Source organism: Campylobacter sp. FU_497, assembly GCF_025772425.1.
Classification (GTDB): Bacteria; Campylobacterota; Campylobacteria; order Campylobacterales; family Campylobacteraceae; genus Campylobacter_D; species Campylobacter_D lari_C.
Window position 1 is genome coordinate 54,494 of sequence record NZ_JAKMSC010000002.1, and the last position, 26,622, is coordinate 81,115.

26 protein-coding genes, 1 tRNA gene and 1 pseudogene are annotated in these 26,622 nt (G+C 29.3%); 24 read left to right on the forward strand and 4 right to left on the reverse strand.

Annotation, left to right across the window (positions count from 1 at the left end):
* The first annotated feature begins 33 nt into the window (after positions 1 to 33).
* The 5 genes from L8W68_RS01660 (at position 34) to putP (ending at position 7,551) form a co-directional block, all read left to right on the forward strand.
* A complete protein-coding gene (locus L8W68_RS01660) occupies positions 34 to 762 on the forward strand; it encodes a winged helix-turn-helix domain-containing protein (protein WP_263674769.1) in 729 nt (242 codons plus the stop codon).
* 48 nt (positions 763 to 810) lie between these two features.
* Positions 811 to 1,389, forward strand: a complete 579-nt coding sequence (yedF, locus tag L8W68_RS01665) for a sulfurtransferase-like selenium metabolism protein YedF (RefSeq protein ID WP_263674770.1) — start codon at positions 811 to 813, stop codon at positions 1,387 to 1,389.
* Positions 1,386 to 2,417 carry a selenide, water dikinase SelD gene (selD, locus tag L8W68_RS01670; RefSeq protein WP_263674771.1) on the forward strand — a complete coding sequence of 344 codons (1,032 nt, stop codon included), beginning with the start codon at positions 1,386 to 1,388 and terminating at the stop codon, positions 2,415 to 2,417. Before yedF ends, selD begins: the two co-directional genes overlap by 4 nt.
* Before the next feature lie 139 nt (positions 2,418 to 2,556).
* Entirely contained in the window at positions 2,557 to 6,054 is a 3,498-nt protein-coding gene (locus L8W68_RS01675) for a bifunctional proline dehydrogenase/L-glutamate gamma-semialdehyde dehydrogenase (protein ID WP_263674772.1), read from the forward strand.
* 15 nt (positions 6,055 to 6,069) lie between these two features.
* On the forward strand, positions 6,070 to 7,551 hold the full coding sequence (putP, locus tag L8W68_RS01680) for a sodium/proline symporter PutP (protein ID WP_263674773.1): 1,482 nt from the start codon (positions 6,070 to 6,072) through the stop codon (positions 7,549 to 7,551).
* Positions 7,552 to 7,587: 36 nt separating this feature from the next.
* Here putP and L8W68_RS01685 read toward each other — a convergent pair whose 3' ends face one another.
* Positions 7,588 to 8,193, reverse strand: a complete 606-nt coding sequence (locus L8W68_RS01685) for an outer membrane protein (protein WP_263674774.1) — start codon at positions 8,191 to 8,193, stop codon at positions 7,588 to 7,590.
* 188 nt (positions 8,194 to 8,381) lie between these two features.
* On the opposite strand from L8W68_RS01685, the gene L8W68_RS01690 reads away from it, so the two are divergent.
* The 19 genes from L8W68_RS01690 to L8W68_RS01780 all read left to right on the forward strand — a co-directional run bounded on the left by L8W68_RS01690 (position 8,382) and on the right by L8W68_RS01780 (position 24,639).
* Positions 8,382 to 8,479: transfer RNA gene (locus L8W68_RS01690), tRNA-Sec, on the forward strand.
* Between the two features lie 26 nt (positions 8,480 to 8,505).
* Positions 8,506 to 9,756, forward strand: a complete 1,251-nt coding sequence (locus L8W68_RS01695; protein ID WP_012661109.1) for an adenylosuccinate synthase — start codon at positions 8,506 to 8,508, stop codon at positions 9,754 to 9,756.
* A complete protein-coding gene (locus tag L8W68_RS01700; RefSeq protein ID WP_263674775.1) occupies positions 9,753 to 10,172 on the forward strand; it encodes a flagellar FliJ family protein in 420 nt (139 codons plus the stop codon). The genes L8W68_RS01695 and L8W68_RS01700 overlap by 4 nt, the downstream gene beginning before the upstream one ends.
* The gene (locus L8W68_RS01705) at positions 10,169 to 10,687 is read left to right on the forward strand and encodes a MotE family protein (protein ID WP_263674827.1); all 519 of its coding nucleotides are present in this window, start codon (positions 10,169 to 10,171) and stop codon (positions 10,685 to 10,687) included. The genes L8W68_RS01700 and L8W68_RS01705 overlap by 4 nt, the downstream gene beginning before the upstream one ends.
* 61 nt (positions 10,688 to 10,748) lie before the next feature.
* Positions 10,749 to 11,300, forward strand: coding sequence for a DUF507 family protein (locus L8W68_RS01710; protein WP_039617626.1), 552 nt, complete (start codon positions 10,749 to 10,751; stop codon positions 11,298 to 11,300).
* Entirely contained in the window at positions 11,297 to 12,415 is a 1,119-nt protein-coding gene (gene carA, locus L8W68_RS01715; RefSeq protein ID WP_263661068.1) for a glutamine-hydrolyzing carbamoyl-phosphate synthase small subunit, read from the forward strand. The genes L8W68_RS01710 and carA overlap by 4 nt, the downstream gene beginning before the upstream one ends.
* Entirely contained in the window at positions 12,412 to 13,074 is a 663-nt protein-coding gene (locus L8W68_RS01720) for a sulfite exporter TauE/SafE family protein (protein ID WP_133319397.1), read from the forward strand. Before carA ends, L8W68_RS01720 begins: the two co-directional genes overlap by 4 nt.
* A gap of 108 nt (positions 13,075 to 13,182) precedes the next feature.
* A complete protein-coding gene (ccoN, locus tag L8W68_RS01725) occupies positions 13,183 to 14,649 on the forward strand; it encodes a cytochrome-c oxidase, cbb3-type subunit I (protein WP_263674776.1) in 1,467 nt (488 codons plus the stop codon).
* A gap of 11 nt (positions 14,650 to 14,660) precedes the next feature.
* Positions 14,661 to 15,326, forward strand: coding sequence for a cytochrome-c oxidase, cbb3-type subunit II (gene ccoO / locus L8W68_RS01730; protein WP_087700416.1), 666 nt, complete (start codon positions 14,661 to 14,663; stop codon positions 15,324 to 15,326).
* Positions 15,327 to 15,334: 8 nt separating this feature from the next.
* Complete coding sequence (locus L8W68_RS01735) at positions 15,335 to 15,538, forward strand: cytochrome c oxidase, cbb3-type, CcoQ subunit (protein ID WP_039617636.1); 204 nt, start codon at positions 15,335 to 15,337, stop codon at positions 15,536 to 15,538.
* Positions 15,538 to 16,416: a cytochrome-c oxidase, cbb3-type subunit III gene (gene ccoP, locus L8W68_RS01740; RefSeq protein WP_263674777.1), complete on the forward strand. Its 879-nt coding sequence runs from the start codon at positions 15,538 to 15,540 to the stop codon at positions 16,414 to 16,416. The genes L8W68_RS01735 and ccoP overlap by 1 nt, the downstream gene beginning before the upstream one ends.
* Positions 16,416 to 16,628, forward strand: a complete 213-nt coding sequence (locus L8W68_RS01745) for a DUF4006 family protein (RefSeq protein ID WP_263674778.1) — start codon at positions 16,416 to 16,418, stop codon at positions 16,626 to 16,628. Before ccoP ends, L8W68_RS01745 begins: the two co-directional genes overlap by 1 nt.
* Positions 16,629 to 16,630: 2 nt before the next feature.
* Positions 16,631 to 16,732: a hypothetical protein gene (locus L8W68_RS01750; protein ID WP_087685197.1), complete on the forward strand. Its 102-nt coding sequence runs from the start codon at positions 16,631 to 16,633 to the stop codon at positions 16,730 to 16,732.
* Entirely contained in the window at positions 16,729 to 17,304 is a 576-nt protein-coding gene (locus L8W68_RS01755) for a hypothetical protein (RefSeq protein WP_263674779.1), read from the forward strand. Before L8W68_RS01750 ends, L8W68_RS01755 begins: the two co-directional genes overlap by 4 nt.
* 2 nt (positions 17,305 to 17,306) lie before the next feature.
* Positions 17,307 to 17,819, forward strand: coding sequence for a FixH family protein (locus L8W68_RS01760; RefSeq protein ID WP_165955270.1), 513 nt, complete (start codon positions 17,307 to 17,309; stop codon positions 17,817 to 17,819).
* The gene (locus tag L8W68_RS01765; protein WP_263674780.1) at positions 17,819 to 20,206 is read left to right on the forward strand and encodes a PD-(D/E)XK nuclease family protein; all 2,388 of its coding nucleotides are present in this window, start codon (positions 17,819 to 17,821) and stop codon (positions 20,204 to 20,206) included. Before L8W68_RS01760 ends, L8W68_RS01765 begins: the two co-directional genes overlap by 1 nt.
* On the forward strand, positions 20,203 to 22,947 hold the full coding sequence (locus tag L8W68_RS01770) for a RecB-like helicase (RefSeq protein WP_263674781.1): 2,745 nt from the start codon (positions 20,203 to 20,205) through the stop codon (positions 22,945 to 22,947). The genes L8W68_RS01765 and L8W68_RS01770 overlap by 4 nt, the downstream gene beginning before the upstream one ends.
* A gap of 9 nt (positions 22,948 to 22,956) precedes the next feature.
* Positions 22,957 to 24,306: a nuclease-related domain-containing DEAD/DEAH box helicase gene (locus L8W68_RS01775; RefSeq protein WP_263674782.1), complete on the forward strand. Its 1,350-nt coding sequence runs from the start codon at positions 22,957 to 22,959 to the stop codon at positions 24,304 to 24,306.
* Positions 24,307 to 24,411: 105 nt separating this feature from the next.
* Positions 24,412 to 24,639: a C-terminal helicase domain-containing protein gene (locus tag L8W68_RS01780; protein ID WP_263674783.1), complete on the forward strand. Its 228-nt coding sequence runs from the start codon at positions 24,412 to 24,414 to the stop codon at positions 24,637 to 24,639.
* Positions 24,640 to 24,723: 84 nt separating this feature from the next.
* On the opposite strand, the gene L8W68_RS08205 is transcribed toward L8W68_RS01780, so the two are convergent.
* From L8W68_RS08205 to L8W68_RS01790, 3 genes and pseudogenes are all read right to left on the reverse strand, one after another.
* Positions 24,724 to 24,990 (reverse strand): WG repeat-containing protein, encoded by a 267-nt coding sequence (locus L8W68_RS08205; protein ID WP_412175551.1) that lies wholly within the window; start codon positions 24,988 to 24,990, stop codon positions 24,724 to 24,726.
* Positions 24,982 to 25,674, reverse strand: a pseudogene (locus tag L8W68_RS08225) (WG repeat-containing protein); the annotation flags it as partial. The gene L8W68_RS08205 and the pseudogene L8W68_RS08225, both read right to left, overlap by 9 nt.
* The gene (locus L8W68_RS01790) at positions 25,674 to 26,477 is read right to left on the reverse strand and encodes a DnaJ domain-containing protein (RefSeq protein ID WP_263674785.1); all 804 of its coding nucleotides are present in this window, start codon (positions 26,475 to 26,477) and stop codon (positions 25,674 to 25,676) included. The gene L8W68_RS01790 and the pseudogene L8W68_RS08225, both read right to left, overlap by 1 nt.
* Positions 26,478 to 26,622: the final 145 nt, after the last annotated feature.

Genomic DNA, 26,622 nt, shown 5'->3' on the forward strand with positions numbered 1-26,622 from the left:
CCCTTTTTACTACTTATAATCCAAGGTTAATTCATGGAAGAGCTAATTTTACAAATTCAAGAAAATCTTGATGAAAATAATAAACTTACTTGTAAAAAAGCATTAGAACTTTTAAAACAATATTCTAAAGAAGACTTTCAAACTGCTATAAAAGAATTAGGTGTAAAAATTTCAGATTGTGAGCTAGGTCAATTTGGCAAGTTAAATAAAAATATAGCAAAAAGTGAAATTTTGGAAAAATTAGAAACAAAATTAGATTCTAAGCGTCGCATATCATGCAAAGATACTTTAGAATATGCTAAAGATTTCAATATGGCTGATATGAGAGCTACACTTAAAACTTATAAAATTGATGTTAAATACTGTGAACTTGGTTGTTTTGAAGAAAAAAAGGGTAAAAAATTTCATATCAAAAGCAAAATTTGGGTAGAAAATCCTGAAGGAGAATTGCTTTTTGGTAAAGGTAAAACAGATATTTTAGAATTAGTAGGAGAATGTGGAAGTATTTCCCAAGCGGCTAAACAACTAGGAATTAATTATAAAAAAGCATGGCTTTATATACAAGATTTAGAAAAAAATATGAAAGAAGAATTACTCATTGCTAAAAAAGGAAGAGGAAGTGAAGCTGGTAGTAAGCTTACTCCAAGAGCTTATGAGTTAATTCAAAATTTTAAAATTTTACAACAAGATGTAGAAGAATACACTAATAAACGCTTTAAAGAATTATTTTTCAAGAAAAATCAAGAAAAAGACAAAACTTAATTTGAATACAAGTTATAACAATATATTATTAAGTAAAAAAGGTAAAAAATGAAAATTGATTGTAGAGATTTAGCTTGCCCGCGTCCAGTTATAGAAACAAAAAAAGCTTTAGAAGAGTTAAAAGAAAATGAAAATTTAGAAATTCTTTTAAATTCTCAAGCTTCTAAAGAAAATGTAATGAGATTTTTAAAATCTTTAAATTTGGAATTTAGTGTTAAAGATTTAGATGATGAAAGTATTATTAGCATTGTAAAAGATGGCAATATAGCTCAAACTCAAGAAAAAAATTTACAAGAATACAATGTGTTATTTTTAAAAAGTGATAAAGTAGGCGAGGGAGAACTTGGAAAAAATTTAATGCTAGGTTTTTTAAAAACCCTAAAAGATTTACCTAATAAACCTGTAAAAATCCTTTGTGTTAATGATAGTGTTTTGATGAATACTGATTGCTCTCATATGGCATTTGAAGCCATGAAAGAACTTGAAAATTTAGGAGTTGAAATTTATAGTTGTGGGGCATGTTTGGAATTTTTTGGCAAAAGCAAAGAGCTTAAAATAGGTAAAATAGGCAATGCTTATGAAATTTTAAATGAACTTTTTGGAAAGGCAAAGATTATTTCTTTATGATATATAAAGATCAAAAACTAACTCAATACGTAAAAGCTGCGGGTTGAGCTGCCAAATTAGACTCGGTGGGTCTTGACAAAATTCTTGGCATTTTAAAACCGCATGAAAACATTTTAAGTGGTATTAATAATAATGAAGATGCAAGTGTTTATAAGCTAAATGAAGATTTAGCTTTGGTGCAAACTCTTGATTTTATTACACCCGTGGTTGATAGTGCGTATCATTTTGGCGCTATAGCTGCTGCAAATGCTTTAAGTGATGTATTTGCTATGGGTGCTGAGGCGATTAATGCTTTAAATATTGTAGGTTTTGATACTTGTCATTTTAATAATGAAATTTTACTTGAAGTTTTAGAAGGTGCTAGAGTTAAGGTTGAAGAAGCTGGTGCTGTGCTAGTAGGTGGACATACTATAGAAAATGATGAATTTATTTTTGGTCTTAGTGTAACAGGTGTAGTTCATCCTAAGAAATTTATAGCTAATAATAACGCAAAAGATGGCGATGTGATTTTACTTACTAAGCCTATAGGTAGTGGTATTATTAGTACTGCTATCAAGGCTGGTTTGCTAGAAAAAGCAAAGATTTTAAAAGCAGTAGAACAAATGGGTTTTTTAAATCTTTATGCAAGTCGTATTTTAAAGAGGTTTAAAAGTCTTAGTGCTTTAAGTGATGTTACCGGTTTTGGTCTTTTGGGACATTTAAAAGAAATGTTAAATAAAGAGCTTATGATAGAAGTGTATAAAAATGAAATTCCTTTAATGGATGGAGTTTTATCAATGGCTAATATGGGGATTATCCCTGCAGGAGCTTATAAAAATAAAGATAGTTTAAAAATTTGGGTTGAAAATTTAAATGAAAAAGATGAGGATATAGTGTATTTTGATCCTCAAACTTCAGGTGGACTTTTAGCTAGTATGAGTGAAAATGAAGCAGTTGAAGCTTTAAAAATTTTGAAAGATTACAATATAGAGGCAAAGATTATTGCTAGATGTGTAAGAAATACTCATAATTATTTATTATTACGCTAATATTTTATTTACAATCAAAAATATATGTTTATATTTGTTACTTTTTTACATAAAAAAATAAATTACAAATAAATATATGTTGATTTTTGTGGCTATTTTTGTATCATAGAAAGATATTAACTATAAAATGGAGGAAAAAATGATACAAAAAGCTTTGCAATTAGCTGAAGAATTACAAAGAAAGATAGAAAGTAATATCTCTCAAAGCGAAAAAGAATTTCATGCCAAAATGCAAAAACTTTTAAACAATCCTAAAAATAAAGTAATGTTAATTGAGCTTTTAGATCGCTCTTTTAGATGCAAAGATAAAAGTGCAAGTTTTGAGCTTATAGAACATACTTTAAACAAATATGGTATAGCTGATTTTTTTAGTGCTTTTGAAAAATTTTTACTTTTTTCATTTTTAAATTTTGGAAAATTTGCGCCAACTCTTAGTGTGCCATTTTTCATTAAGCATTTAAGAGAAGATACTAAAGCTATGGTTTTAGATGCAAATCCTAGTGTTTTAGAGCCTCATATGCGTAAAAGAAAAGATGAAGATAAAATCACTTTAAATGTAAATTTAATCGGCGAAGAGGTCTTGGGCGAGGCTGAAAGTGCTTATAGGATGAAAAAATACGAAGAAGCATTAAAAACAAGCTATATTACTTATATTTCTATTAAAATTACTACCATTTTTTCCCAAATCAATATTATTGATTTTGAATACTCTAAAGATGAGGTGGTAAAAAGATTAGATAAATTATATGCACTTGCCTTAGAGGAAGAAAAAAAGCAAGGTGTGTCTAAATTTATCAATCTTGATATGGAAGAATTTAGAGATTTAGAATTAACTGTTGAAGCTTTTATGGAAAGTGTTGCAAAATATGATATTAAAGCAGGTATTGTTTTGCAAGCTTATTTGCCTGATTCTTATGAGTATTTGAAAAAACTTTTTGCTTTTTCTAAAGAAAGAGTTTTAAAAGGTATGAAGCCTATAAAAATTCGCTTTGTTAAAGGAGCGAATATGGAAAGTGAAGAAACTATAGCCTCACAAAGAGGTTGGGCTCTACCTACTTTTTATAAAAAAATTGACACTGATAGTAACTATAAAAAAATGCTTGATTTTGTCTTAGAGGGAGATAATCATAAATATATTAATGTAGGTATTGCAAGTCATAATTTATTTGAAATTGCTTATGCTTATACTAGAATTTCACAAGCTGGAGCTTTATCATCTTTTACTTTTGAAATGCTTGAGGGTATGAGTTTGCAATGCTCTTATGAGCTTTCTAAAATGCATGATCTTATACTTTATGCACCAGTTTGCGATGAAGCACATTTTAATAATGCTATTGCATACTTAGTAAGAAGACTTGATGAAAATACTAGTGAAGATAATTTCATGAGATATTTTTTCAATCTTAAAATTAATGATAAAAATTGGCAGACGCAAAAAGAATTATTTATAAAATCTTTAGAAGGTGTTGCTAGCTTGGATAATTCTACTCATAGAACTCAAGATAGAAACAATGAAACAAAGGCTATTAGTTCTTATGAGAGTAAAGAATTTAAAAACGAACCTGACACAGATTTTATCTTAAAAGCAAATAGAGAGTGGGCTAAAAATATAAGAACTAAATATGAAAATTTAGAAAATTATGATGTCTATCCGGTTGCAAAAGAGGAAATTAAAAACGAAAATTTACAAGTAGTAGAAGTTAAAGATAAAATCAAAAATCACACTATAGGTAAAGCACATTTAGCAGGCCAAGCAGAGATTAAATACGCTTTAGATGTAGCTAAGAGCTCAAATTTTAGTGATTTAAGTCACGATGAAATTTATAAAATTTTAGCAAAAACTGCTCAACTTGTTAGAGATCGTAGAGGAGATTTAATAGGTATAGCAGCTTTAGAAGTAGGAAAAACTTTCTTAGAAATTGATCCTGAAGTTAGTGAGGCTATAGATTTTTTAGAATTTTATCCACATTCTTTGGAAAAACTAAAAGAGCAAAACCCTAATACTACTTTTAAAGCAAAAGGTATAGGTGTGGTGATTGCGCCATGGAATTTCCCAGTGGGTATTTCAGTAGGAACTATAGCAGCACCTTTGGCCGCAGGAAATAAAGTGATATACAAACCTTCATCTTTATCGATGTTAACAGGTTATATGCTTTGTAAATGTTTTTGGGATGCAGGAATTCCTAAAGATGCTTTGATTTTCTTACCTGCTAAAGGTAGTGATATATCAAAATACTTACTCGTTGATCAAAGCGTGAAATTTTCAGTATTAACCGGTGGGGAAGAAACTGCTTATGCAATGCTCAAAGCTAATCCAACCTTGCTTTTAAGTGCTGAAACAGGCGGTAAAAACGCAACTATTGTTTCTAAATTTGCTGATCGTGATAGTGCGATTAAAAATATCATTCATTCAGCTTTTTCAAATTCAGGTCAAAAATGCTCTGCTACTTCTTTACTAGTTTTAGAAGAAGAAGTTTATAATGATGAAGAGTTTAAAAAGACTTTGGTAGATGCTGCTAGTTCTATGGCGGTTGGAAATCCATTTGTGTTTAAAAATAAACTTGGAGCTTTAGCAGATAAACCAGATGTGAAATTACAAAAAGCTTTAGATGAGCTAGCTCCGTATGAAAGTTGGGCTTTAAAACCTAAATTTGTAGATGATAATCCTTATCTTTTAACTCCAGGGATTAAGTATGGTACTAAAAAAGGTGATTTTACGCACATGAATGAGCTTTTTGCACCAATCTTAACTGTAATGAAAGCAAAAGATTTAAAAGAAGCTATTGATATAGTAAATTCAACAGGCTATGGACTTACAGCAGGATTTGAAAGTTTAGATGAGAGAGAATGGGAGTATTTTCACACTCACATAGAAGCAGGAAATATTTATATTAATAAACCAACAACAGGAGCTATAGTTCTTAGACAGCCTTTTGGTGGTATTAAAAAATCAGCCATTGGTTTTGGTAGAAAAGTTGGAATTTATAATTACATTACCCAATTTTTAGATATAGAGCAAAGTCAAGCTGATCAAAATGTCTTAGACAATGAGTTAGTATCAAATTTAAATGCTTTAAGCTTAGATTTAAATGAAAAAGATAAAGCCGATTTTGAAGTCATTAAAGCTATGGCAAGAAGCTATGCTTACCATGCAAAACATGAATTTGCAAGTGCGAAAGATTATGTCAATATAAGAGGTGAGGATAATCTTTTCTCTTATACAAAGGTTAAAAATATCGCTTATAGAGTGCATAAAGATGATAGTTTAAAAGATATTTTAGGAGTTATTTTAGCAGCTAGTGTATTAAATATTGATCTTGTTTTAAGTTATGATGAGCATGAAAAAATAGATCTTGTGCAAAAGATTAATCAAAAAATTAGTTCAAAAACTTTATTCCTTAAAGAAAGTAAAGAAAATTTCATTAGCAAAATAGTTGATTATGAGAGAATTCGTTATTTTGCTCCATTAGATGTTAATGATGAAATTTTCATAAAAGCAGCAAGTTGTGCAAAAATCATCGCTAATGCTAAGCCTTTAATAAATGGGCGTTTTGAGTTGCTTTTATATCACAATGAGAAAGCTTTAAGTATATCTTTCCATCGTTATGGAAATTTAGGCATTCGTGCTTTAAAATAATATAAAGGAGATAAAATGGAGGTTGTTCAAATTAATACTCAAATTGCGATAATGTTTGTCGCATATTCAGCATTAATGCTTTTTATCGGATTTTATTTTTACAAACAAAATAAAAATTCAGAGGACTATTTTTTAGGCGGTCGTTCTATGGGGCCTGTGGTTTCAGCACTTAGTGCTGGAGCTTCTGATATGAGCGGTTGGCTTTTAATGGGTTTACCAGGAGCTTTATATGTAAGTGGTTTAGCTGAAAGTTATATTGCAATAGGTCTTAGTATAGGAGCATTTTTAAACTGGGCTTTTGTAGCAAAAAGACTTAGAATTTATACTAGTGTGATTGCAAATTCTATTACAATTCCAGATTATTTTGAAACAAGATTTGATGATGATAAGCATATATTAAGAGTGGTTTGCGCTATTGTTATTTTGATTTTCTTTACTTTTTATGTTTCTTCAGGGCTTGTAGGTGGAGCAAAACTTTTTGAAGCAACTTTTGGAATTCAATATGATTATGCTTTAACCACAGGAACTGTGATTATAGTTGCTTATACATTTTTGGGCGGATATAAGGCGGTTTGTTGGACGGATTTGATTCAAGGTTTATTGATGATGAGTGCTTTGATTGTTGTACCTATAGTGATGATTTATCATTTAGGTGGTTTTAGTGAAGCTGTTAATATAGTCAAAGAAATCAAGCCAAATACTTTTTCTATGGGAGAAGGATTAAGCTTTTTGGGTATAGTTTCAGCGCTTTCTTGGGGGCTTGGGTATTTTGGTCAACCACATATTTTGGTGCGCTTTATGTCTATAAGATCAACTAAAGATATTCCAACTGCTACTTTTGTAGGAATTTCTTGGATGGTTATATCTTTAATTGGCGCTTGTTTGATAGGTGTTTTAGGTATAGCTTATGTGAGTAAATTTGAACTTAGTTTGCAAGATCCTGAAAAGATTTTTATCGTAATGTCACAATTACTTTTTAATCCTTGGATAGCAGGTATTTTATTAAGTGCTATTTTAGCAGCTATTATGAGTACAGCAAGTTCGCAATTGCTTGTTTCAAGTTCAACCATAGCAGAAGATTTTTATAAAAGAATTTTCAATAAAGAAGCGTCTAATAAAATGGTGATGACTTTAGGTAGATTTGGTGTTTTAGCAGTGGCTGTGATAGCTTTTATCATTTCTACTGATAAAAACTCAAGTGTATTAAGTATAGTAGCTTATGCTTGGGCAGGGTTTGGAGCAAGTTTTGGTTCTGTAATGCTCTTTTCATTATTTTGGTCAAAAATGACTAGATATGCTGCTATTGCAGGTATGATTACAGGTGCAGTTGTAGTTGTAGCATATAAAAATTTCTTAGCTGAGTGGCTTAATTTTCCTATTTATGAAATCATTCCAGGATTTTTAGCTGCATCTATTGTGATTGTTTTAGTGAGCTTGGTAACTAAAGTGCGCCCAGGAACTAAAGCAGCTTATGAAACAATGTTAAAACATCTTTAAAGTTTTTTTGTGGGTAATTCTTTGTAAGAATTACCTTTAAAAACTATAGATATATTTTAATTGTGTGCTATATATTCTTTGAGTTTTTGTGCTTGTGTGAAAAATATTTTCTTTGCAATCTGAGATAGAACTTCTTATAAAAGGAATTTTAGCACCCAATTCTATACTATGATGATTGTTAAAATTTGCTCTTGTGCCAAAATTAATTCCACTAATGAATCCTTTTTTCTCTATATTTGTAGAATTCACAAAATTCCAATCAGTATAACCTGCAAATAATCCACCATAAACACCCATATTTGTTTCATTTGAGGTAAAATTATATAAAGTATCTAAATTAATCGTATATTCATTCCAACCTGCTTCTTTAGCTTGAGTTACCACTCCATAGTTTATTGAACTTGCTTCGTGATTAAAATAAATTCTAGCGCCAAGTTGAGGGGTGTAGAAGTATTTATAGCCCACAATTAGATTAAAAACAATATCTTGTGAGTTATCTTTATATTTTTCTCCGATAATACTTGTTGTATCTTTGTTTCCTGTGCTAGAAATTCCTCCACCTATAAAAAAACCACTATTTTCTGCATTTAAAAGAGTAGTAAATAAAAGTAAAAAGAAAATACTCTTTTTTATGATTTTCATGTATTCTCCTTTATATGATTAAAATTATAATAACATAATTGAAAAAATTATATTATTTTTTATTAATTATATGAAATATTTTTTAATTTTTGCTTTATAAGTATAATTATTTTTCATTTTTGTAAAAATATATATTTACTAATTATTTTATTCTAATATATAAATTTATAAGATATAATATAATTTTTGGAAGGTTAGCTTATCTGGTGATGGCCACTGACTTCAAATCAGATGAAAGGGTAGTTGACTACTTTTTGGGGAGTTCGATTCTCTCACCTTCTCGCCAAATTTAAGTCAAAATGGAGTTTTTTTATGAGTAAAGCAGATATTGTAGTTGGTATCCAATGGGGTGATGAGGGTAAAGGTAAGATAGTTGATAAACTATGTGAAAATTATGATTATGTTTGCAGGAGTGCAGGCGGACATAATGCAGGTCACACTATATGGGTTGATGGTATAAGATATGCTTTACATTTAATGCCATCAGGTGTTTTAAATAAGCAATGTATTAATGTTATAGGAAATGGAGTTGTAGTTAATCCTGATGTATTAATTAGCGAAATGGCTCAATTTGAAAATTTAGAAGGAAGATTGTTTATAAGTGATAGGGCTCATTTAAATTTAAATCACCATGCTTTGATTGATCAAGCAAGAGAAAGACTTAAAGGCGATAAAGCTATAGGAACAACAGGCAAGGGTATAGGGCCAAGCTATGAAGATAAAATAAGCCGCAATGGACATAGAGTAGGGGAATTGCTAGAGCCTGAAAAACTTTGTGAAAATTTAATGAAAGATTTTGAACTTAAAAAAACTTATTTTGATGTTTTAGGTATTGCAATGCCTAGTTATGATGAAATTTTAAAAGATTTAAAACGCTTTAAAGAAGTTTTAGCACCATATATTACAGATACTACAAGAATGCTTTGGAAAGCTTTGGATGAGGATAAAAAAGTATTGTTAGAAGGTGCGCAAGGATCAATGCTTGATATTGATCATGGAACTTATCCTTATGTTACTAGTTCAACGACTATTTCAGCTGGAGCTTTAAGTGGTTTGGGATTAAATCCAAAAGAAATTGGAAAAGTTATAGGTATAGTAAAAGCTTATACAACAAGAGTAGGAAATGGAGCTTTTCCAAGTGAAGATTTAGGTGAAGATGGTGAAAAAATAGGGCTTATTGGTAAAGAAATCGGAGTAAGCACAGGCAGAAAAAGAAGATGCGGTTGGTTTGATGCGGTTGCGGTAAGATATACTGCAAGATTAAATGGCTTAGATACTTTATCATTAATGAAACTTGATGTGTTAGATGGCTTTGAAAGTGTTAAAATTTGTAAAGCTTATGAATATAAAGGGCAAGAAATAGACTATGTGCCTTGTGATTTAGAAAATGCTAAACCTATTTATGAAGTAATGGAAGGCTGGGATAAAGTTGCAGGGATTAGGGATTATGATTTATTGCCTGAAAATGCTAAAAAATACATTAAACGTTTAGAAGAATTAAGTGGTGTTAAAGTAGGCTATATCTCTACAAGTCCTGAAAGAGAAGATACTATCATTTTATGAAAAGCAAATATTCTTCTGTGATTAAGCTTAGAAAACAACAGCTTGATAAAGCAGAAGCAAATTTAACTAAAACAAGACAAAAGCTTTTGCAGTGTGAAGAAGAGCTTAAAGAAGCTTCAAAAACTTGCGAAAGCTTAACTTTAGCCGATAAGGGCTCTATAACTTTGTTAAGATCGTCTTTAAAAATGCAAGAAATTGCAAGAGAAGGTAAGCAAAGAGTTAAGCAAAAATTGGATTTAACTAAAAAAGAATTAGCACACCATCAGCACTTATATAAAAAAGCTCATTTAGAATTTGAAAAAATTAAAGTTTTAGAAAATGAAGAATTAAAAAAAATTCAAAAAGCCTTGCAAAAAGAAGAAGAAAAATTTATAGATGAACTTGCCATAACAAGACATTTCAATAAGGATAAATAGTGAAAAAAATAATATATTTATTGATTTTTTTAAATTTTGTAAATGCACAGCAAAATTGTGAGCAGTATTTTGAAGCAAGAAAAGAACAAATGCAAGAACAAATTAGAGAATATGATGAAGCAAGACAAAGCTTGGAAGCTTATAGAGCTTCTTTTGAAGCTTTACAAAAAGAAAAAATGCAAGCTTTAATGCAAAAAGAAGCTGATATTAATGCAAGTTTAGAGCAAATCAAAAGCTTAAAAGAACAAAACGAGCGTATATTAGAAGCAACTAAGCAAAATCTTCAAGTTATTAATGATAAAACTATGGGACGTATTACAGAAATCTATGCTAAGATGAAAGATGTGGCTGTGGCAGGTATATTAAGCGAAATGGAGCCTGATGAAGCTTCAAAAATTCTACTTTCGCTAGATCCTAGAAAAATTTCATCTATTATGGCAAAAATGGAACCTAAAAAAGCTTCGGATTTAACATTACTTTTAAAAAATTTAGATCAAAATGCAAGTTCGCAGTAAGTTTTAAGCAGTTTTTACCTTTTTTTTAGTATTATTTCAATAAAAATAAAAAGGTGAATAAATGCGTATCAAACCAGCTCATATACCTTATATAGCAAATAAAATAATACTTGATTTAATGCATTCTTCTTTTGTAAAAATTAAAGATGATAGTCAAAAACTTTTAAAAATAGCAAAAGAGATTATAGAAATAGATGTTTTAAACGAGCGTAAGCTTGATGAAAAAGCAAAAGAGCTTTTGGAAAGTCAGGAAGATGAAATTGAGTTTATGCAAATAGATAGAAAAAGTATGTTTTGGATGATTAAGAAAAAATTAGCAAATGAATTTAAATTTATGCTCGATAGTGAAGATAGATATAACAATCTTTCTCATAAAATTTTAGAAAATTTAGTAGAAGAGGATTTAATAAATTATAATGTATCAGAAAATCGCGTGAAAAATCTCATTTTTTCAAGTATTATGTCTTATTTAAAAGAGTATGAAAATTTAGAAGATTTAGTCTATGAAAAAATTTCAAATTATAAAAGAAAACTTATTCCAGGTTCTGAAGAATATGAATTGGTATTTGAAAAGCTATATCAAGAAGAGCTTAGAAAAAAGGGACTTTTATGAAAGCATATATTTATATAGAGAATGATGTTTTTTTAAGCGCAAAGGCTTTTGGACAAAGTGGAACTTTTTTTGGAGAGCTTGTTTTTAATACTTCTTTAACGGGGTATCAAGAAATTATTTCTGATCCATCATATGCAGGTCAGTTTGTAGTATTTTCAATGCCAGAAATTGGTATAGTTGGTATTAATGATGAAGATAATGAAAGTAAAAATGTATTTGCTAGCGGAATGATTATAAGAGAATTAAATGAAGATTATTCTAATTTTAGAGCCAATGATTCTTTAAGTGCTTATTTGAAAAAGCATGAAAAAATAGGGCTTTGTGAAATTGATACTAGATTTTTAGTTAAAATGATCAGAGATCAAGGAAATTTGAGAGCGGTAATATCTACTGAAATTAAGGACAAAGAAGAGCTTAAAAAAATGCTTCTTTCTAGTGCTAAAATTGATGAGGTAAATTATGTAGCACAGGTTAGCACTAAAAGCTCTTATAAACATAGTAAAGGTGCTTGGGATCATAGCAACAAAGCTTATGAGAATGTAAAAGCAAATGGTAAAAAAGTAGCTGTGATTGATTATGGTGTAAAAGAAAATATTTTAAATGAGCTTGTAAGTGTTGGACTTGAGGTGGAGGTTTTTCCTTATAATACCAAGGCAAAAGATTTGATTGATTTATATCAAAAAGGTAAAATTCATGGTGTATTTTTATCAAATGGACCAGGTGAGCCAAAAATTTTAAAAGATGAAATCGCAGAGATTAAAAAACTAGCAGAAGCTAAAATTCCTATGCTTGGTATTTGTTTGGGACATCAACTTTTAAGTAATGCTTTTGGTTATGAAACTTATAAAATGAAATTCGGCCAACATGGAGCAAATCATCCTGTTATTAATCTTACTAATAACACAGTAGAAATTACAGCACAAAATCATAATTATAATATTCCTGAAGAAATAGCAGAGGTCGCAACTATTACTCATAGAAATTTGTTTGGTGATAATGTAGAGGGTGTGAGATATAAAAATTATCCTATTATATCAGTGCAACATCACCCAGAAAGTTCTTCGGGGCCACATGAGAGCAAGTATATTTTTAAAGAATTTTTAGAGCTTTTGTGAGTTTAGATTTTATTGCTTTAGCAAGTATAGCTTTTCTTTCTAGTTTTGGGCATTGTTATGGAATGTGTGGAGGTTTTGTTTTAGCTTATACTCAGCTTTCAAAGCAAATTAAACTCCCTTTTTTTCTTTTAATTTTCTCATATCATCTATCTCGAATTTTTGCTTATGTTTGCTTGGGTATATTTTTTGGAGTTTTTGGAAGCTTGCTTTCATTTAGTGAATTTTCAAAAGGCATAATGTTTTTTATAATTGGAATTTTTATGATAACATTAGCACTTGCTTTGATTTTTAAAGGAAAATTTCTAAGTTTTTTTGAAAATTCTTTATTTTTTGAATGCGTAATTAAAAAAAACATCTCTAGATTGATTCAACAAAAATCTTTCAAGAGTACTCTTTTTTTAGGATTTTTAAATGGCTTTGTGCCTTGTGGTTTGGTGTATTTTTATATAGCCTTTGGAATGAGTGTGCAAAGTGTGTATTTATCGGCTTTAATTATGCTTGTTTTTGGTTTTTCAACTTTACCAGCATTGATATTTCTTGCGTATTTTTCTAAAACATTAAATGAAAAATTTCAAAAAATAGCTAGTTTAATTTCCTATATTTTAATTTTTTGTTATGGTGTGTATTTTTCTTATATAGGCTTTGTTTTTACGCGATAATTTATTAATAAATAATAAATAATTAGACATAGTTTAAGCTAAAAAAGATATTAAGTATCGTATAATATAAAGATCGCATAATTGCAGAAAAAAACTTAAGGAGAGGAAATGCACCCAGGAAATGCATTAAACTATGACTATACGGTTGCTAAATATTTTATGTTTGCTACCTTATTGTTTGGTGTTATTGGTATGGCTATTGGAACGCTTATTGCCTTTCAGATGGCTTATCCGGATTTAAATTATTTAGCCGGTGAGTATGGTACTTTTTCAAGACTTAGACCATTGCACACTTCAGGTGTAATTTTTGGTTTTATGCTCTCAGGAATTTGGGCTACTTGGTATTATATTGGTCAGCGTGTGCTAAAAGTTAGTATGGCAGAATCAAGCTTTTTAATGTTCATTGGTAAATTGCATTTTTGGCTTTACATGATCACTATGATTATAGCTGTTATTACTTTGTTTGCAGGTGTTAGCACTTCAAAGGAATACGCAGAGCTTGAATGGCCACTTGATATATTGGTAGTTTTAGTTTGGGTTTTATGGGGTGTAAGTATTTTTGGGCTTATTGGAATTCGCCGTGAAAAAACTTTATATGTTTCACTTTGGTATTATATAGCTACTTTCCTAGGTATAGCAATGCTTTATTTATTTAACAATATGGCTGTGCCAACATATTTTGTAAGTGGAATGGGTGATTGGTGGCATAGTGTTTCTATGTATGCAGGGACAAATGATGCATTAGTTCAATGGTGGTATGGACACAATGCAGTTGCATTTGTATTCACTGTTGGTATCATCGCTCAAATTTATTATTTTCTACCAAAAGAAAGTGGACAACCAATTTTCTCATACAAATTATCTTTATTTGCATTTTGGGGCTTAATGTTTGTTTATTTATGGGCAGGTGGACACCACTTGATTTATTCTACAGTGCCTGATTGGATGCAAACTATGGGTTCAGTTTTTTCAATCGTTCTTATTTTACCTTCTTGGGGTTCAGCAATTAATATCTTACTTACTATGAAAGGTGAGTGGAGTCAATTAAGAGAAAGCCCATTAATCAAATTTATGATTTTAGCTTCAACTTTCTATATGTTCTCAACTTTGGAAGGTCCTATTCTTTCTATTAAATCAGTTAATGCATTAGCACACTTTACAGATTGGATTCCAGGACATGTTCATGATGGTACTTTAGGTTGGGTTGGCTTTATGACTATGGCTGCGCTTTATCATATGGTGCCTAGAATGTTTAAAAGAGAGCTATATAGCAAATCACTAATGGAAGCTCAATTTTGGATTCAAACCACAGGTATAGTATTGTACTTTAGTTCTATGTGGATAGCAGGTATTACTCAAGGTATGATGTGGAGAGCTACAGATGAGTATGGTAACTTACTTTATACCTTCATCGATACTGTTGAAGCTATTATTCCTTACTATTGGATTAGAGCTGTGGGTGGCTTGTTATACTTGGTAGGATTTTTCATGTTTGTTTATAATATTTACAAATCAATCGCAGTGGGTAGAGTACTTGATAAAGAACCAAAAAGTGCTTCACCTATGGCAGCATAAGGAGGAAAAATATGTTTAGTTGGTTAGAAAAAAATCCATTCTTTTTTGCTGTAGCGGTATTTATTGTGATTGCATATGCGGGTATTGTAGAAGTTTTACCTGATTTTGCCCAAAATGCAAGACCAATTGAAGGTAAAAAGCCTTATACGGTTTTACAACTTGCAGGACGTCATGCTTATATTAAAGAAAGTTGTAATGCATGTCATTCACAACTTATTCGTCCTTTTAAATCAGAAACAGATCGTTATGGTATGTATTCAGTTAGTGGTGAATATGCTTATGATAGACCATTTTTATGGGGCTCAAAAAGAACCGGACCTGATTTATTGCGTATAGGTAATTTTAGAACTACAGATTGGCATGAAAATCATATGTGGGATCCAGTTTCAGTTGTTCCTGGTTCTATTATGCCAGCTTATAAACATATGTTTAGCAATAATGCAAACATAGAAACAGCTTATGCAGAAGCATTAACTGTGAAAAAAGTTTTCAATGTGCCTTACGATGTTGAAAATGGTACAAAACTTGGTACTTGGGAAGAGGCTCAAGCAGAAGTTAAAGCAGAAGCTCAAGCTATAGTAGATCAAATGAAAAATCAAGATGTTAAAGATGCGTTTGCTAGAGGCGAAATTAGAGAGATTGTAGCTTTAATCGCGTATCTTAATAGCTTAAAATAGGAAAAACCATGGATTTAGAACTAATAAGAGAGCTACAAGCTTATGGTTTTTTTGCTCTTGTAGTGTTTTTAGTGGTAGTTTTGTATTCTTATTGGTTTCATTTATATAGATCTGAAAAAACAGGTAGAAGAAACTATGAAAAATATGCTGATTTAGCATTGCATGATGAAATCAGTGATCGTGTTTTAGAGCAAAATAAAAGGAGTGCTTAATGCAATGGTTGAATTTACAAGATAATGTTAATTTATTATCTTTTATCGGAGCAATTCTTATCATACTAATTACGCTTGTTGTGGTAGGAAAATTATTTAAAAGTATGAAAGAAGAAAAAAGCCAAGGTGAGCTAAGCGAACATAGCTGGGATGGTATAGGCGAGTTTAAAAATCCTATACCACTTGGTTGGGCTGTGGTGTTTTTCTTGTCTATAGTATGGTGTATATGGTATTTCCTTTGGGGATATCCTTTAAATAGTTATTCTCAAATTGGTGAGTATAACAAAGAAGTACAAGCGCATAATGAAAAATTTGCACAGAAATTTGCAAATTTAAGTGCACAAGATAAACAAGAAATGGGTAAAAATATTTTCTTGGTTCAGTGTTCTTCTTGTCATGGAATTACAGGTGATGGTATTAATGGAAAAGCACAAAACCTTAACATTTGGGGTTCAGAAGAAGGACTTATAGAAGTAATTACTAAAGGTTCTAAGGGTATGAATTATCCTATGGGTGAGATGTTAAGCGCAGCAGATAATGGCATAGATGAAGCTGATATCCCTGCAATTGCAGCTTATGTTGCTTCTGAAATTTCAGCGATTAAAAAAACTGAAAATCCTCAGCTTGTAGCAAAAGGAAAAGAGCTTTTTGTAACTTGTACAGTATGTCATGGAGAGGATGGAAAAGGAACTATTGATGGGCAATTGGTTGCTCCGGATTTATCAAAATATGGTAGTGCTGAGTTTGTAGTAGATGTTTTAAATCGTGGTAAAGCAGGTAGCATAGGTGTAATGCCTCACTTTAACAATGGTTTATTAAACGAGCTTCAAAAAGAAGCAGTTAGTGAATATGCAATTTCTCTTTCAAGGGGTGAATAATGGAAAATTCAAATAGATGTGTATTTTCACTTTCAGGTGTTAGTGGAATGTTAATAGCAACTGTTTTATTATTATCGATTTTAGCTGGACTTACTGTTTGGGGTTTAAAAGCACAGCAAGATGTAATGCAAAAACCTTATAAATTAGAAAAAGCAGAGCAAATTAAAATGTTTGACTCTAAAAGAGAAGAACATATCATCATAAAGGAATGATTATGGCAAAAGTTCTTGAATACTTAATCATAGCTGGCTTAGTTGTAGCAGCAGGAATTACTGCTTGGTCGGTTTTAACTGTAAATCATCTTTTTATAGGATGAAAAATACATTTAAGGGCGGTTTTTTAACCGCCATTTTTATTTGCTTTGCTAATTTCTTGCATGCTGAAATATTATTAAATGATAACATCTTAAATACCGCAATAGAACAAAATATTACTTCAAGTTCTAAACAAATCCATGAATTAACCGGAGTTAATATAGCCTTAGCATTAAGTGATAAAAAAGACTTTGAAAGCTTAAAAAGCTATGAAGCTAATTTGAGCAAGCCATATATTTTACTTGTATTTTCTAAAGCTTCACATAAGGTAGATATACTTGCAAGCGATGATGCTTTGGCTTTTTTTGATAAAGAAGGTGTTTTGAGTCCTTATCCTGAAAAAGGAACAATTTTACCTATACTTGCAAATCCTAAACAAAAAGATATTTATAATGCAGCTATTTTAAATGGTTATGCAGATATAGCCGATCAAGTAGCAAATTATTTTAATATAAAACCTTTTTATGGAAATTCAAATCGTGATACTTTAAATATTATGAGAATTTTAATCTATGGATTTTTATGTGTTGCAATTTTAATGCTAGTTCAAAGAAAAATCAAAAGGAGAAAATAAAAATGGAAAATAAGAAAACATTTTGGCCTTATGGCATTTTGATTTCTTTGGGGCTTATTGTTATAGCTTGTATTGTTACGATTTTTATTGCAAGCAAGGCTCCTGTGTATGAAGATAATTTTTATTTTGATTCTTATCAAAATGTAGAGTTAAATTATAATGAAATTCAAAACAGACAAAAGACTTTTGATGAAAATTTTAAGCTAAGCATTAAAGACAAAGAAAGCTTTATGCATAAGAAAAATCAAGTTTATTATATCAATGAAGGACAAAATGAGCTTAGGATTGCAATTGAAAATTTAAAAGATTATGACTTAAGTAAGCTTCAAATCCAAACTTTACTTTCGCGTCCACATACAAATGTAAATGATGAGAATTTGCAAGTAAGATTAGAAGGAAGTGATTTGGTGTTTGATTTTAATATTAAAGAAAAAGGTGTTTGGCAAATACTTTTAAAAATCACTCAAGATGAAAATAGTGTAGGATTTTTTAAATTCTTTTTGCAGACTAAATAATGAAACTTTTTGTATTTAGCTCACTAAGGGCTTTAAGAAAATATTATGAGAAAAAACTACAGATTGATAGTTTAGTAGAACCGGCTATGAGTATAGCTGAATTTATGCAAAAATTAGTTTTTTCTCCACATTTTCAAGCAACTCATTATGAGTGTTTGCTTTTGATGAAAAAGGCTTGTGAGCAAACTAAAAATTTAGAGCAAAGTTTAAAAATACCGAGTAATTTTTTTGCTTTCTTAAAAAACAATGCTTATTTATTTAGTTTCTTTAAAGAGCTTAGTTTAGAAAAAAAAGATATCAACTCATTAAAATTTCATGATGCTTATGCTCAGTATGATGAGCATTTGCAAATTTTAGAAGAGCTTTTTAAAAATTATCTTACTTTATTAAAAGAGCAAAATTTATATGATGATATTTCTTTGCCACTAGATTATGAAATTAATAGTGGTTTTTTAAAAAATTATGATGAGATTATTTTTGATTTTCAAGGTTTTTTAAATGCCTTTGAAGTAGAGCTTTTGTTAAAAGTTAAGGAAATACTTCCTCTTAAAGTGCAGTTTAATTGCACTAAATTTAATAAAGATTTTTTAAATACTCTTAGCTTTTTACAAGGACTTTATCTTAAGGAAAATCATGCTTATTTGTTTGATGTAAATCAAAAAACAATTTTAAAAGAAGAGTGCTTTTTTAAAGAAAGTAAAATTAGTTACAAAAGTTTTCATTTAAGATCTTTACAAGCTGCTTTTGTTTTTGAAAAAATTAATTCTTTTTTAAAATCCGGTATAAACGCAAAAGATATTGTAGTGATTACTCCTGATGAGAATTTTGTAGATATTTTAAGACTTTATGATAAAAACAATGTTTTAAACTATGCAAGTGGAGAGAGTATTAAAAACACACTTTTTTATCATAGATTAAAGTCTTTGTATGAAAGTGCTAAAGATGATGAGTTTGAGTATGAAGAAAATAAAGAATTTTATGAAAGGTGTAATTTAAACAAACATTTGTGCAATTTGCACTTTTTTTCTTCTAACGTTGATTTTGCAGAGTTTAAAAAGCTTTTTGATGAAAATATTTCTTATGATTTTTTTGAGAATTTTATTTTTAATTTGCTAGAAGATAGTGATGAGGAATTAAAAAATTATATACATCAAGAGCTTATTTTTATCAAAGAGCTTGTAAAAACACACAAGTTAAGCTTTGTGCAAATTTTAGAATTATTTTTTATGCAAATTGATGGTATAAAACTAAGCAGTGTTGGTGGTGGTGAAGTTACTGTAATGGGACTTTTAGAAAGTAGGGGACTTAGATATGATGGGGTAATTATAGTTGATTTTAATGATGAATTTATCCCAAAAAGAGTTTCAAGCGAGTTATTTTTAAATAATGAAATTCGTAAAAAAGCAGGACTTATCACTCATGCTCAAAGAGAAAATTTACAAAGACATTATTATTATACTTTAATAGCCAAGGCAAAATTAGTTGGAATTTCTTATGTGGAAAATGAAGAAAAAATCAAATCAAGATTTTTAAACGAGCTTGAATTTCCACTTTATGAAGATAAAACTTATAGCAATAATGCTTATGTGAAATATTTTCAAACTTATCCATGTGCTTTTAATCTTGAGCCTATTGTAAGTATTAAAGCAAAACATGATTATTTTCAAAGCGATCTTTCTTTTTCAAGATTTCATCTTCTTGTACATTATGGTTTGGATTATTATTATAAGTATGTTTTAAGATTAAAAGAGCCAAAGACTTTAGATGATACACTTAGAGCAAATGAGTTGGGGAGTTTTATCCATAAGGCTTTAGAGCTTTATTATACACAAAAATCTAAAAATCATTTTGATTATGAAGTTTTTATGCAAGTGGTAAAAAACATTAAACAATACCGAGTTGATGCGCTAAATTTAGCTTTAATACAAACTATATTTAAAGAATTTCAAACACTTGAAAATGAGCATTTTAAGCAAGGTTATGTGGTAGAAAAATGTGAATTTAATCCACCAAGAAAAGAATTTATTGCAGAAAATGGAGTGAAAATTCACGCCATAGGCTTTTTAGATAGAGTAGATAATAATGGCAATGAAAGATTGATTATAGATTATAAAAGTGGTAAGGCAGATGAAAAGTCTTATCAACTTGCTTTTTATAAGTTTTTATTAGAAAATCAAAATGCCTTATTAAATACAAAAGCTTGTTTTTATGATCTAAAAAACATCAAAATCATACATGAAAATGCTAAAAGCAAGAGCGTGCAAGAACTGAAAGATTTACTTAATGAGCTTGCTAAAGAACCTTTGGAAAAAGAATTTTTTAATCAAAAAAACGACAATACTTACAGCCCTTATACCATGCTTTATAAAAAGGAGTTTAAACTTTGAGTTATCATTTTGAGCCTTTTTTAGCTTTAGAAGCTAGTGCAGGAAGTGGGAAAACTTTTGCATTAAGTGTGCGTTTTGTAGCTTTGGTTTTAATGGGAGCTAAGATTAATGAAATTTTAGCCCTTACTTTTACTAATAAAGCTACAAGTGAAATGAAAGAAAGAGTTTTTAAAACCTTTTTAGAATTTGATGTGCTTGAAAATGGAGAGAATAAAGCAGAATGTAATGAGCTTATGAAAATGCTAGGTAAAAGCAAAGATGAGCTTATAGCTTTAAGAGAAAAATACAAAGATGAGTTTTTAAGATCTAAGCTTAATATCTACACTTTTGACAGCTTTTTTTCACAAATCATTCGTTCTTTTGCTTTAAATTTAGGTCTTATGAGTGATTTTGACATTATAGAAAGTCAAGATAGTTATAAAAATTTCATTTCTAAATTAGACGAAGAAGAATTAAGAGCTTTAGCTTATTACATTGTCCAAACAAAAAGTAAAAGTGATTTTTTGCAAAATCTTGAAAGCTTGTATGAAAGATCTTGTGAAATAAAATCTATACAAAATGCACATTTTCCAAATAAAACTTTTTTAGAAAAAAGCTTAAGTGAGTTTATAGCTTATGCAAGAAATTTAAGCACAGATAAAAACTATCAAAAAAATTTCGAATTTGAAAACATAGAAGATTTCTTTACTAAACCTATTATTTGTGATTTAGATAAAAAATATTTTGTAAAAGTCATCGATAGCGAATTTTTACAAAAAAGAGCAGAGTTTTTACAAAGTGCAAAAGAGTATTTTACTCAAATGGAAAATTACCGCATTAGTATGCTTGCAAAGCTTTTAGCGCATTTTAAAGAAGCAAGAAACGAAAACAATGCCAAGCAAAATGCACTGACTTTTTCAGATATAGCTTTAAAAACTCATGAGTTAATTAGTGATGAAACTAATAAAGATTTGATTTATTTTAGACTCGATGGTTATATTTCGCATTTATTAATCGATGAATTTCAAGATACTAATGTTTTGCAGTATCAAATTTTAAAACCCATCATTGCTGAGCTTGTTTCAGGCGAGGGAGTGAAAAAAAATAGAAGCTTTTTTTATGTGGGGGATAAAAAGCAAAGCATATATGGTTTTAGAGGGGGTAAAAAAGAGCTTTTTGATAAGCTTTTAAAAGATTTTCCACAAATTAAATTAGAGCATTTAGATACTAATTATCGTAGTAAAAAGATCATTGTTGATTATGTAAATGAAGTCTTTAAAGATAAATTTTTTGATAGCTTTTTAAATCCTAGCTTTACTTTGCAAAAAAGCATTAAAGAAGGTGGATATGTGGAAGTTTTACAAAACCATATCCCACCAAAAAGTTCTTTACATGAAGCAAGTGGCAAAGAAGTTTTAAAGATCATCCAAAAGCTTTTAGAAAAAGGCGTAAAGCTCAGTGAAATTTGTATTTTGGTATGGATTAACAAAGACGCTACTTTAATGAAAGAATTTCTTGAAGAAAATGACATTAAAGCCTATACGCAAAGCAATGTAGCTTTGATGGATTGTATTAGCGTAAGAGTGCTTTTTGAGTATGCAAAGGCTTGTGTGCTTAAAGATGAGTTTAGCTTGTACTTTGCAAGTAGTATTTTAGAAAAAGAGCTTGAGTTTATCACGCTTGATTTAAACCGCAGTGTAGGTGAGATTTTAAAATACTTAGTGCATGTTTTAAAACTTGATTTAAGCGATGTTAATCTCATCGCATATTTAGAGTATGCAAGTGCTTTTGATAATTTCTTTGATTTTTTATTTGCTCCATGTGAATTAAAGTCTTTACAAGTTCAAGATGATGGAGTAAGCATTATGACCGTGCATAAATCTAAGGGGCTTGAATTTGAAAATTTAATCGTACTTGATAGACTTAGTAAAAAAGCTCCGGATAATGAAACTTTAATGTTTGAGTATGATTTAGAGCAAGGTTGGGAAGTAAAATACAGGCATAGTGCTAGAAAATATCTTGAAGATCAAAATTACAATACCTTTTTAGCTAAAAGAGAAAAACTTCAAGTAGAAGATGAGATAAATTGTCTATATGTAGCACTTACTAGAGCTAAAAATTCTCTTTTTATCATAAAAAACGATGAGAGTTTTAAAACCTTTAAGAGTTATTTTCAAGACTACGAGGAAAAGCAAATAGGCGCTATAGAAGAACAGCTTTCAAAAACAAAAGAGCCTTTAGAAAATTTAGAACAAATAGAAAACTTTGAAGAATTTCAAAAGGTAAATTTGCAAGAAGTTAAAGTAAAAAGTCATCTTTCAAGCACGCAAATACATTTTGGCTTAGCTTTGCATGAGTTTTTGCAATATTTTGACTTTAACACTAAAAGTAATTTTGAATTTTGCAAGCAAATGGTATATAAAAAATATCGTTTTTACTTAGATGATGAAAGTTTTAATGAGCTTTTTAAAAGACTTACTATGCTTTTAAAAGATGAGAGCTTTAACGCGCTTTTAGCGGGTAAAAAGCTACTAAAAGAGCAAATCATCACTTATAAAGGTGAGCAAAAACAGCTTGATATGCTCGCATTTGATGATAATGAAGCTATCATTATAGACTATAAAACGGGTTTAAATTTAAACGAGCATAAAAAGCAAGTTTTGCTTTACAAAGAAGCCATAGAAAAAATCTTAGCCAAGACTTCCACTAAGGCTTTTTTGGTATATGTTTTAAAGGATAAAGTGGAAATAGCGGAGGTTTAAGGAAATCGTATGAGATGTTTTATTGTAAATTCAAATTATAAATCTACTGATGGTGAAAAATTTTTAATTAAATATTTAAATGATAATTTACCAGAGGATTATGAAATTTATGTCCAACCTAATTTGAATGGAAATAGACCTGATATTATTCTTTTTCACGAGCATAAAGGTGTATTTATTATCGAAATTAAAGATTGGAAATTAGAAAGATTTGAAAAAGATAGTAAAAAGAATAAATATTATAAATATACCAATGGTGGACGTTCTGAAATAGCTAATCCAAATTCTCAGCTTAGAAGATATAAAACTCAATTTAATTATTTTAAGCAACTTCCTGCTATTTGTATTCATTATTTTTATAATAGCTACACCCAAGATGTCATTGACTTTATAGGGGAAAGAGGTATTGAAATTTTTGGATGTGATAAAAAATATAACTTAATTAAATTTATAATAAATTATCCAAATAGCTTTATAAAATCACCAAACGAAATAAGAGATTTTTTACTTCCAAAAAAACACAAAAAAGAAAATGGAGAATATATAAATTTAACACAACAACAAAAAAGACTTATAGAACATATTCCAAAAACATGGAGAAGATTAAAAGGGGTTGCAGGGAGTGGAAAAACCCTGGTTGTTGCACAAAAAGCGGTAAATATAGCAATAGCTAACAAAAAAGTATTAATTATTTGTTTTAATAGAACATTAAAAAGATATATAAGAGACCAAATAAATAAAACATGCAAAGATTTTGAATGGAAATTTATAGAATATAATCATTTTCATGAATTTATTAAATTATATGTAGAAGAAAATGGATTAGAAGTAAAAAAATATGGCAATAATTTTGATTTATATGAATGTGCTTTAATAGAGCAGGTTTTAAAACTTCAAGAAAAAAAATCAAATTCGAAAAATAGAAAATACGATGCAATATTAATAGATGAAGCACAAGATTTTAAAAAAGAGTGGTTTGATATTTTGCTTTATTTTTTAGATGAAAATAGTGAAGTTTTATTAGCAGCTGATGATAGACAAAATTTATATAACAGAAGTGTATCATGGATTGAAGAAAGTATGGGTGGATATAAATACAAATTTAAAGGTGCTTGGGGTGTTTTAAAAGAAGTGAAAAGATCTACCCGTTTGCCAAGTTTAATTCACAAGACTAATCTATTTTTTGAAACATTCTTAAAGGATTATTTAGAAAATCATCCTGATAAGAACTTTGGTAATTTTTTAAATTCAGAAATTATCATAAATGAAAATACTTTAGATTTGTATTCGTTGGTTTGGGAGAATATTGAAGAAAAAGATCTGTATGATAAATTTTATATTATTGTAGGTTTTTCATAAATGAGAAATATAAACTAAAAGATATAAGCATTTTAGTACCCAATAAAAATATAGGGCATAGCATGATGTGTTTTTTTAGTTAAAAACAATATAAACATTGAACATATGTTTGATAATAAAGATGATTTCTCGTTAGAAAGTGATGCTGTGACAATATCTACCATAAACAGTTTTAAAGGTATGGAAAACAAAGTAATTATTTATGTTAGTGAAAATAAAAGTAGTATTTGTAATGACTTTAGAACCTATGTTGCATTAACAAGAGCCAAAGAAGCTTTAGTGGTGTTAAATAACAATAAAAAATATTTAGAATATTCTAAAAAATGGATGTAGCATAATTTACAGCCATTCTCAATTGTTTTAAATTTCTAAAGTTTTGCTATATTATTTTTTATTTTTCAACCCTAGTATGATAATTTAATCTTTTATAATATTACCTTTTTTGTCAATATATACCCATTTTCCGTTTAAGTTAACTTCCGCTAATCCTTCTCTAAAATCCAGTTTTACATTATCAAATGTAGGTTCTATTGCAATTTTTCCACTTGTATCAATAAAACCCCACTTACCATTCAGTTTAACACCAGCCAAACCTTCACTAAAACTCCACACACCATCAAAATTAAGTTTTATTATCAACTTTCCGTTTTTGTCTATAAAACCCCACTTATTATTCAGTTTAATTGCTGCTAAACCTTCACTAAAATATCCTATACCATCAAATTTAGGTTCTATTGCAATTTTTCCACTTGTATCAATAAAACCCCATTTACCATTCAGTTTAACACCAGTCAAACCTTCATTAAAACCCCACGTATAATCAAATGCATTTTCAACTAAAATTTTATTATTTTCATTGACTAAATTCCATTGATTATTATCTTTGATAGCTCTTAGATCCTTATGTTTGTGTATATAAGCACCTATACAAGCTTTACTATCTCCCTTGTCACATTTTTCTTTGTAGATAGCTTGGAGTATTTTACAACTTGCTTCATCGCTGTGGCATTTACTTTCAAGTTTGCTTGTGTAAATTCGGCTATATTTTCCACCATAAAAATACTGATACACACTAGCTAAAGCTATCAAAAACAAAATTATCGCACTAGCTATGATTTTACTTTTGTGTTTTGTGATGAATTCTTTTCTTTGTTTGAGTTTCTTTTCTCTTTCTTCTTGGGCTATTTTTATCTCTTCTTCGATTTTCTTTTTTCTTTCTTCTTCTAATTTTTTTAATTCTTCTTGTCTTTGTCTTTCTTTTTCTAGTTTTTCTTTTGCTTGTGGATCATATAGTTCATTACTTCCACATTCTTTACAAAATTTAGCTACATCTAAATTTTTCATATTGCAACATTTGCAAATAAGCATCATTCACCTCTTGCTTGTTTTATGATTTCATAGGCTAGGTTGATCTTTTTCATCATCTCTTGGGCTATCTTTAAAAGTTCAGGTGGAAGCTCTTTAGAATGAAGATTATCATAGTGGTATTCTTTAGCTAGTTTTCTATAATTTTTCTTTATGCTTTCAAAATCATCATTTGGATGAGAATTTAAAATTTCATAGGCTTGTTCTAGGGTGATTTTTATTTTATCTTGGTGTTTTTCTTGTTTTTGCTGAGTGTTTTCATGTGTGAAATTATAAATTTGCTCATATCTTATTTTTATTTCTCTAAAGCTTATGAGGTTTAACCCAAGTCCTATGATGATATTTTCCATTAAGGTGTTTTCATTTGCACTCATTTGTTTATCATAATATATTAGATCAAGCAATAAACATATAAGAAAATCTGCTTCTTTCTTGCTTATGCGTATGTTAGAGCAAAGCTCACTAATGCTTCTACCTTGATTTTTCTCATACTCAAAAATATTTGCATAAGTATTTCTAAAGCCACTATACTCTTTAGTATAAAACATTTCTATCTTATCAAGTAAAGAAGATATAAATTTAGATAAATCTTGAGTGATGATTTTATTATCTACTTTGGCAACTTTTGCTAAAAAAGCAACTATGATAGCAGGATTTTTACTATAAATATAATCAAATTTTTGTCTTGCAACATGGTATAATTCTTTTCCGCAAAATATACAAAATTTAGCGTCTTTGTCGGGGTTAAATTCTGAGCAATGCTTGCAAATTCTATATTCTTGAGTTTTAAATTTTAAAGAAAACAAAATAAAACCTTATTTTTAATATAATAAAAAGTTATTTTATAAAGAACTTACTTAAAATGTGCTATTTTACTTTTATCTTCAAGAATTAATCAAAATATTTAAACTTTAAGTATTCTTAAATTAAGTATTAATTAAGATAAAATAA

Bases quoted from the DNA above. Each gene is read 5' to 3' on its own strand.
- L8W68_RS01660 (WP_263674769.1), top strand. From the start codon at position 34: ATGGAAGAGCTAATTTTACAAATTCAAGAAAATCTTGATGAAAATAAT.
- yedF (WP_263674770.1), top strand. From the start codon at position 811: ATGAAAATTGATTGTAGAGATTTAGCTTGCCCGCGTCCAGTTATAGAA.
- L8W68_RS01675 (WP_263674772.1), top strand. From the start codon at position 2,557: ATGATACAAAAAGCTTTGCAATTAGCTGAAGAATTACAAAGAAAGATA.
- putP (WP_263674773.1), top strand. From the start codon at position 6,070: ATGGAGGTTGTTCAAATTAATACTCAAATTGCGATAATGTTTGTCGCA.
- L8W68_RS01685 (WP_263674774.1), bottom strand. From the start codon at position 8,193: ATGAAAATCATAAAAAAGAGTATTTTCTTTTTACTTTTATTTACTACT.
- L8W68_RS01695 (WP_012661109.1), top strand. From the start codon at position 8,506: ATGAGTAAAGCAGATATTGTAGTTGGTATCCAATGGGGTGATGAGGGT.
- L8W68_RS01700 (WP_263674775.1), top strand. From the start codon at position 9,753: ATGAAAAGCAAATATTCTTCTGTGATTAAGCTTAGAAAACAACAGCTT.
- L8W68_RS01710 (WP_039617626.1), top strand. From the start codon at position 10,749: ATGCGTATCAAACCAGCTCATATACCTTATATAGCAAATAAAATAATA.
- carA (WP_263661068.1), top strand. From the start codon at position 11,297: ATGAAAGCATATATTTATATAGAGAATGATGTTTTTTTAAGCGCAAAG.
- ccoN (WP_263674776.1), top strand. From the start codon at position 13,183: ATGCACCCAGGAAATGCATTAAACTATGACTATACGGTTGCTAAATAT.
- ccoO (WP_087700416.1), top strand. From the start codon at position 14,661: ATGTTTAGTTGGTTAGAAAAAAATCCATTCTTTTTTGCTGTAGCGGTA.
- L8W68_RS01735 (WP_039617636.1), top strand. From the start codon at position 15,335: ATGGATTTAGAACTAATAAGAGAGCTACAAGCTTATGGTTTTTTTGCT.
- ccoP (WP_263674777.1), top strand. From the start codon at position 15,538: ATGCAATGGTTGAATTTACAAGATAATGTTAATTTATTATCTTTTATC.
- L8W68_RS01745 (WP_263674778.1), top strand. From the start codon at position 16,416: ATGGAAAATTCAAATAGATGTGTATTTTCACTTTCAGGTGTTAGTGGA.
- L8W68_RS01750 (WP_087685197.1), top strand. From the start codon at position 16,631: ATGGCAAAAGTTCTTGAATACTTAATCATAGCTGGCTTAGTTGTAGCA.
- L8W68_RS01755 (WP_263674779.1), top strand. From the start codon at position 16,729: ATGAAAAATACATTTAAGGGCGGTTTTTTAACCGCCATTTTTATTTGC.
- L8W68_RS01760 (WP_165955270.1), top strand. From the start codon at position 17,307: ATGGAAAATAAGAAAACATTTTGGCCTTATGGCATTTTGATTTCTTTG.
- L8W68_RS01765 (WP_263674780.1), top strand. From the start codon at position 17,819: ATGAAACTTTTTGTATTTAGCTCACTAAGGGCTTTAAGAAAATATTAT.
- L8W68_RS01775 (WP_263674782.1), top strand. From the start codon at position 22,957: ATGAGATGTTTTATTGTAAATTCAAATTATAAATCTACTGATGGTGAA.
- L8W68_RS01780 (WP_263674783.1), top strand. From the start codon at position 24,412: ATGTTTGATAATAAAGATGATTTCTCGTTAGAAAGTGATGCTGTGACA.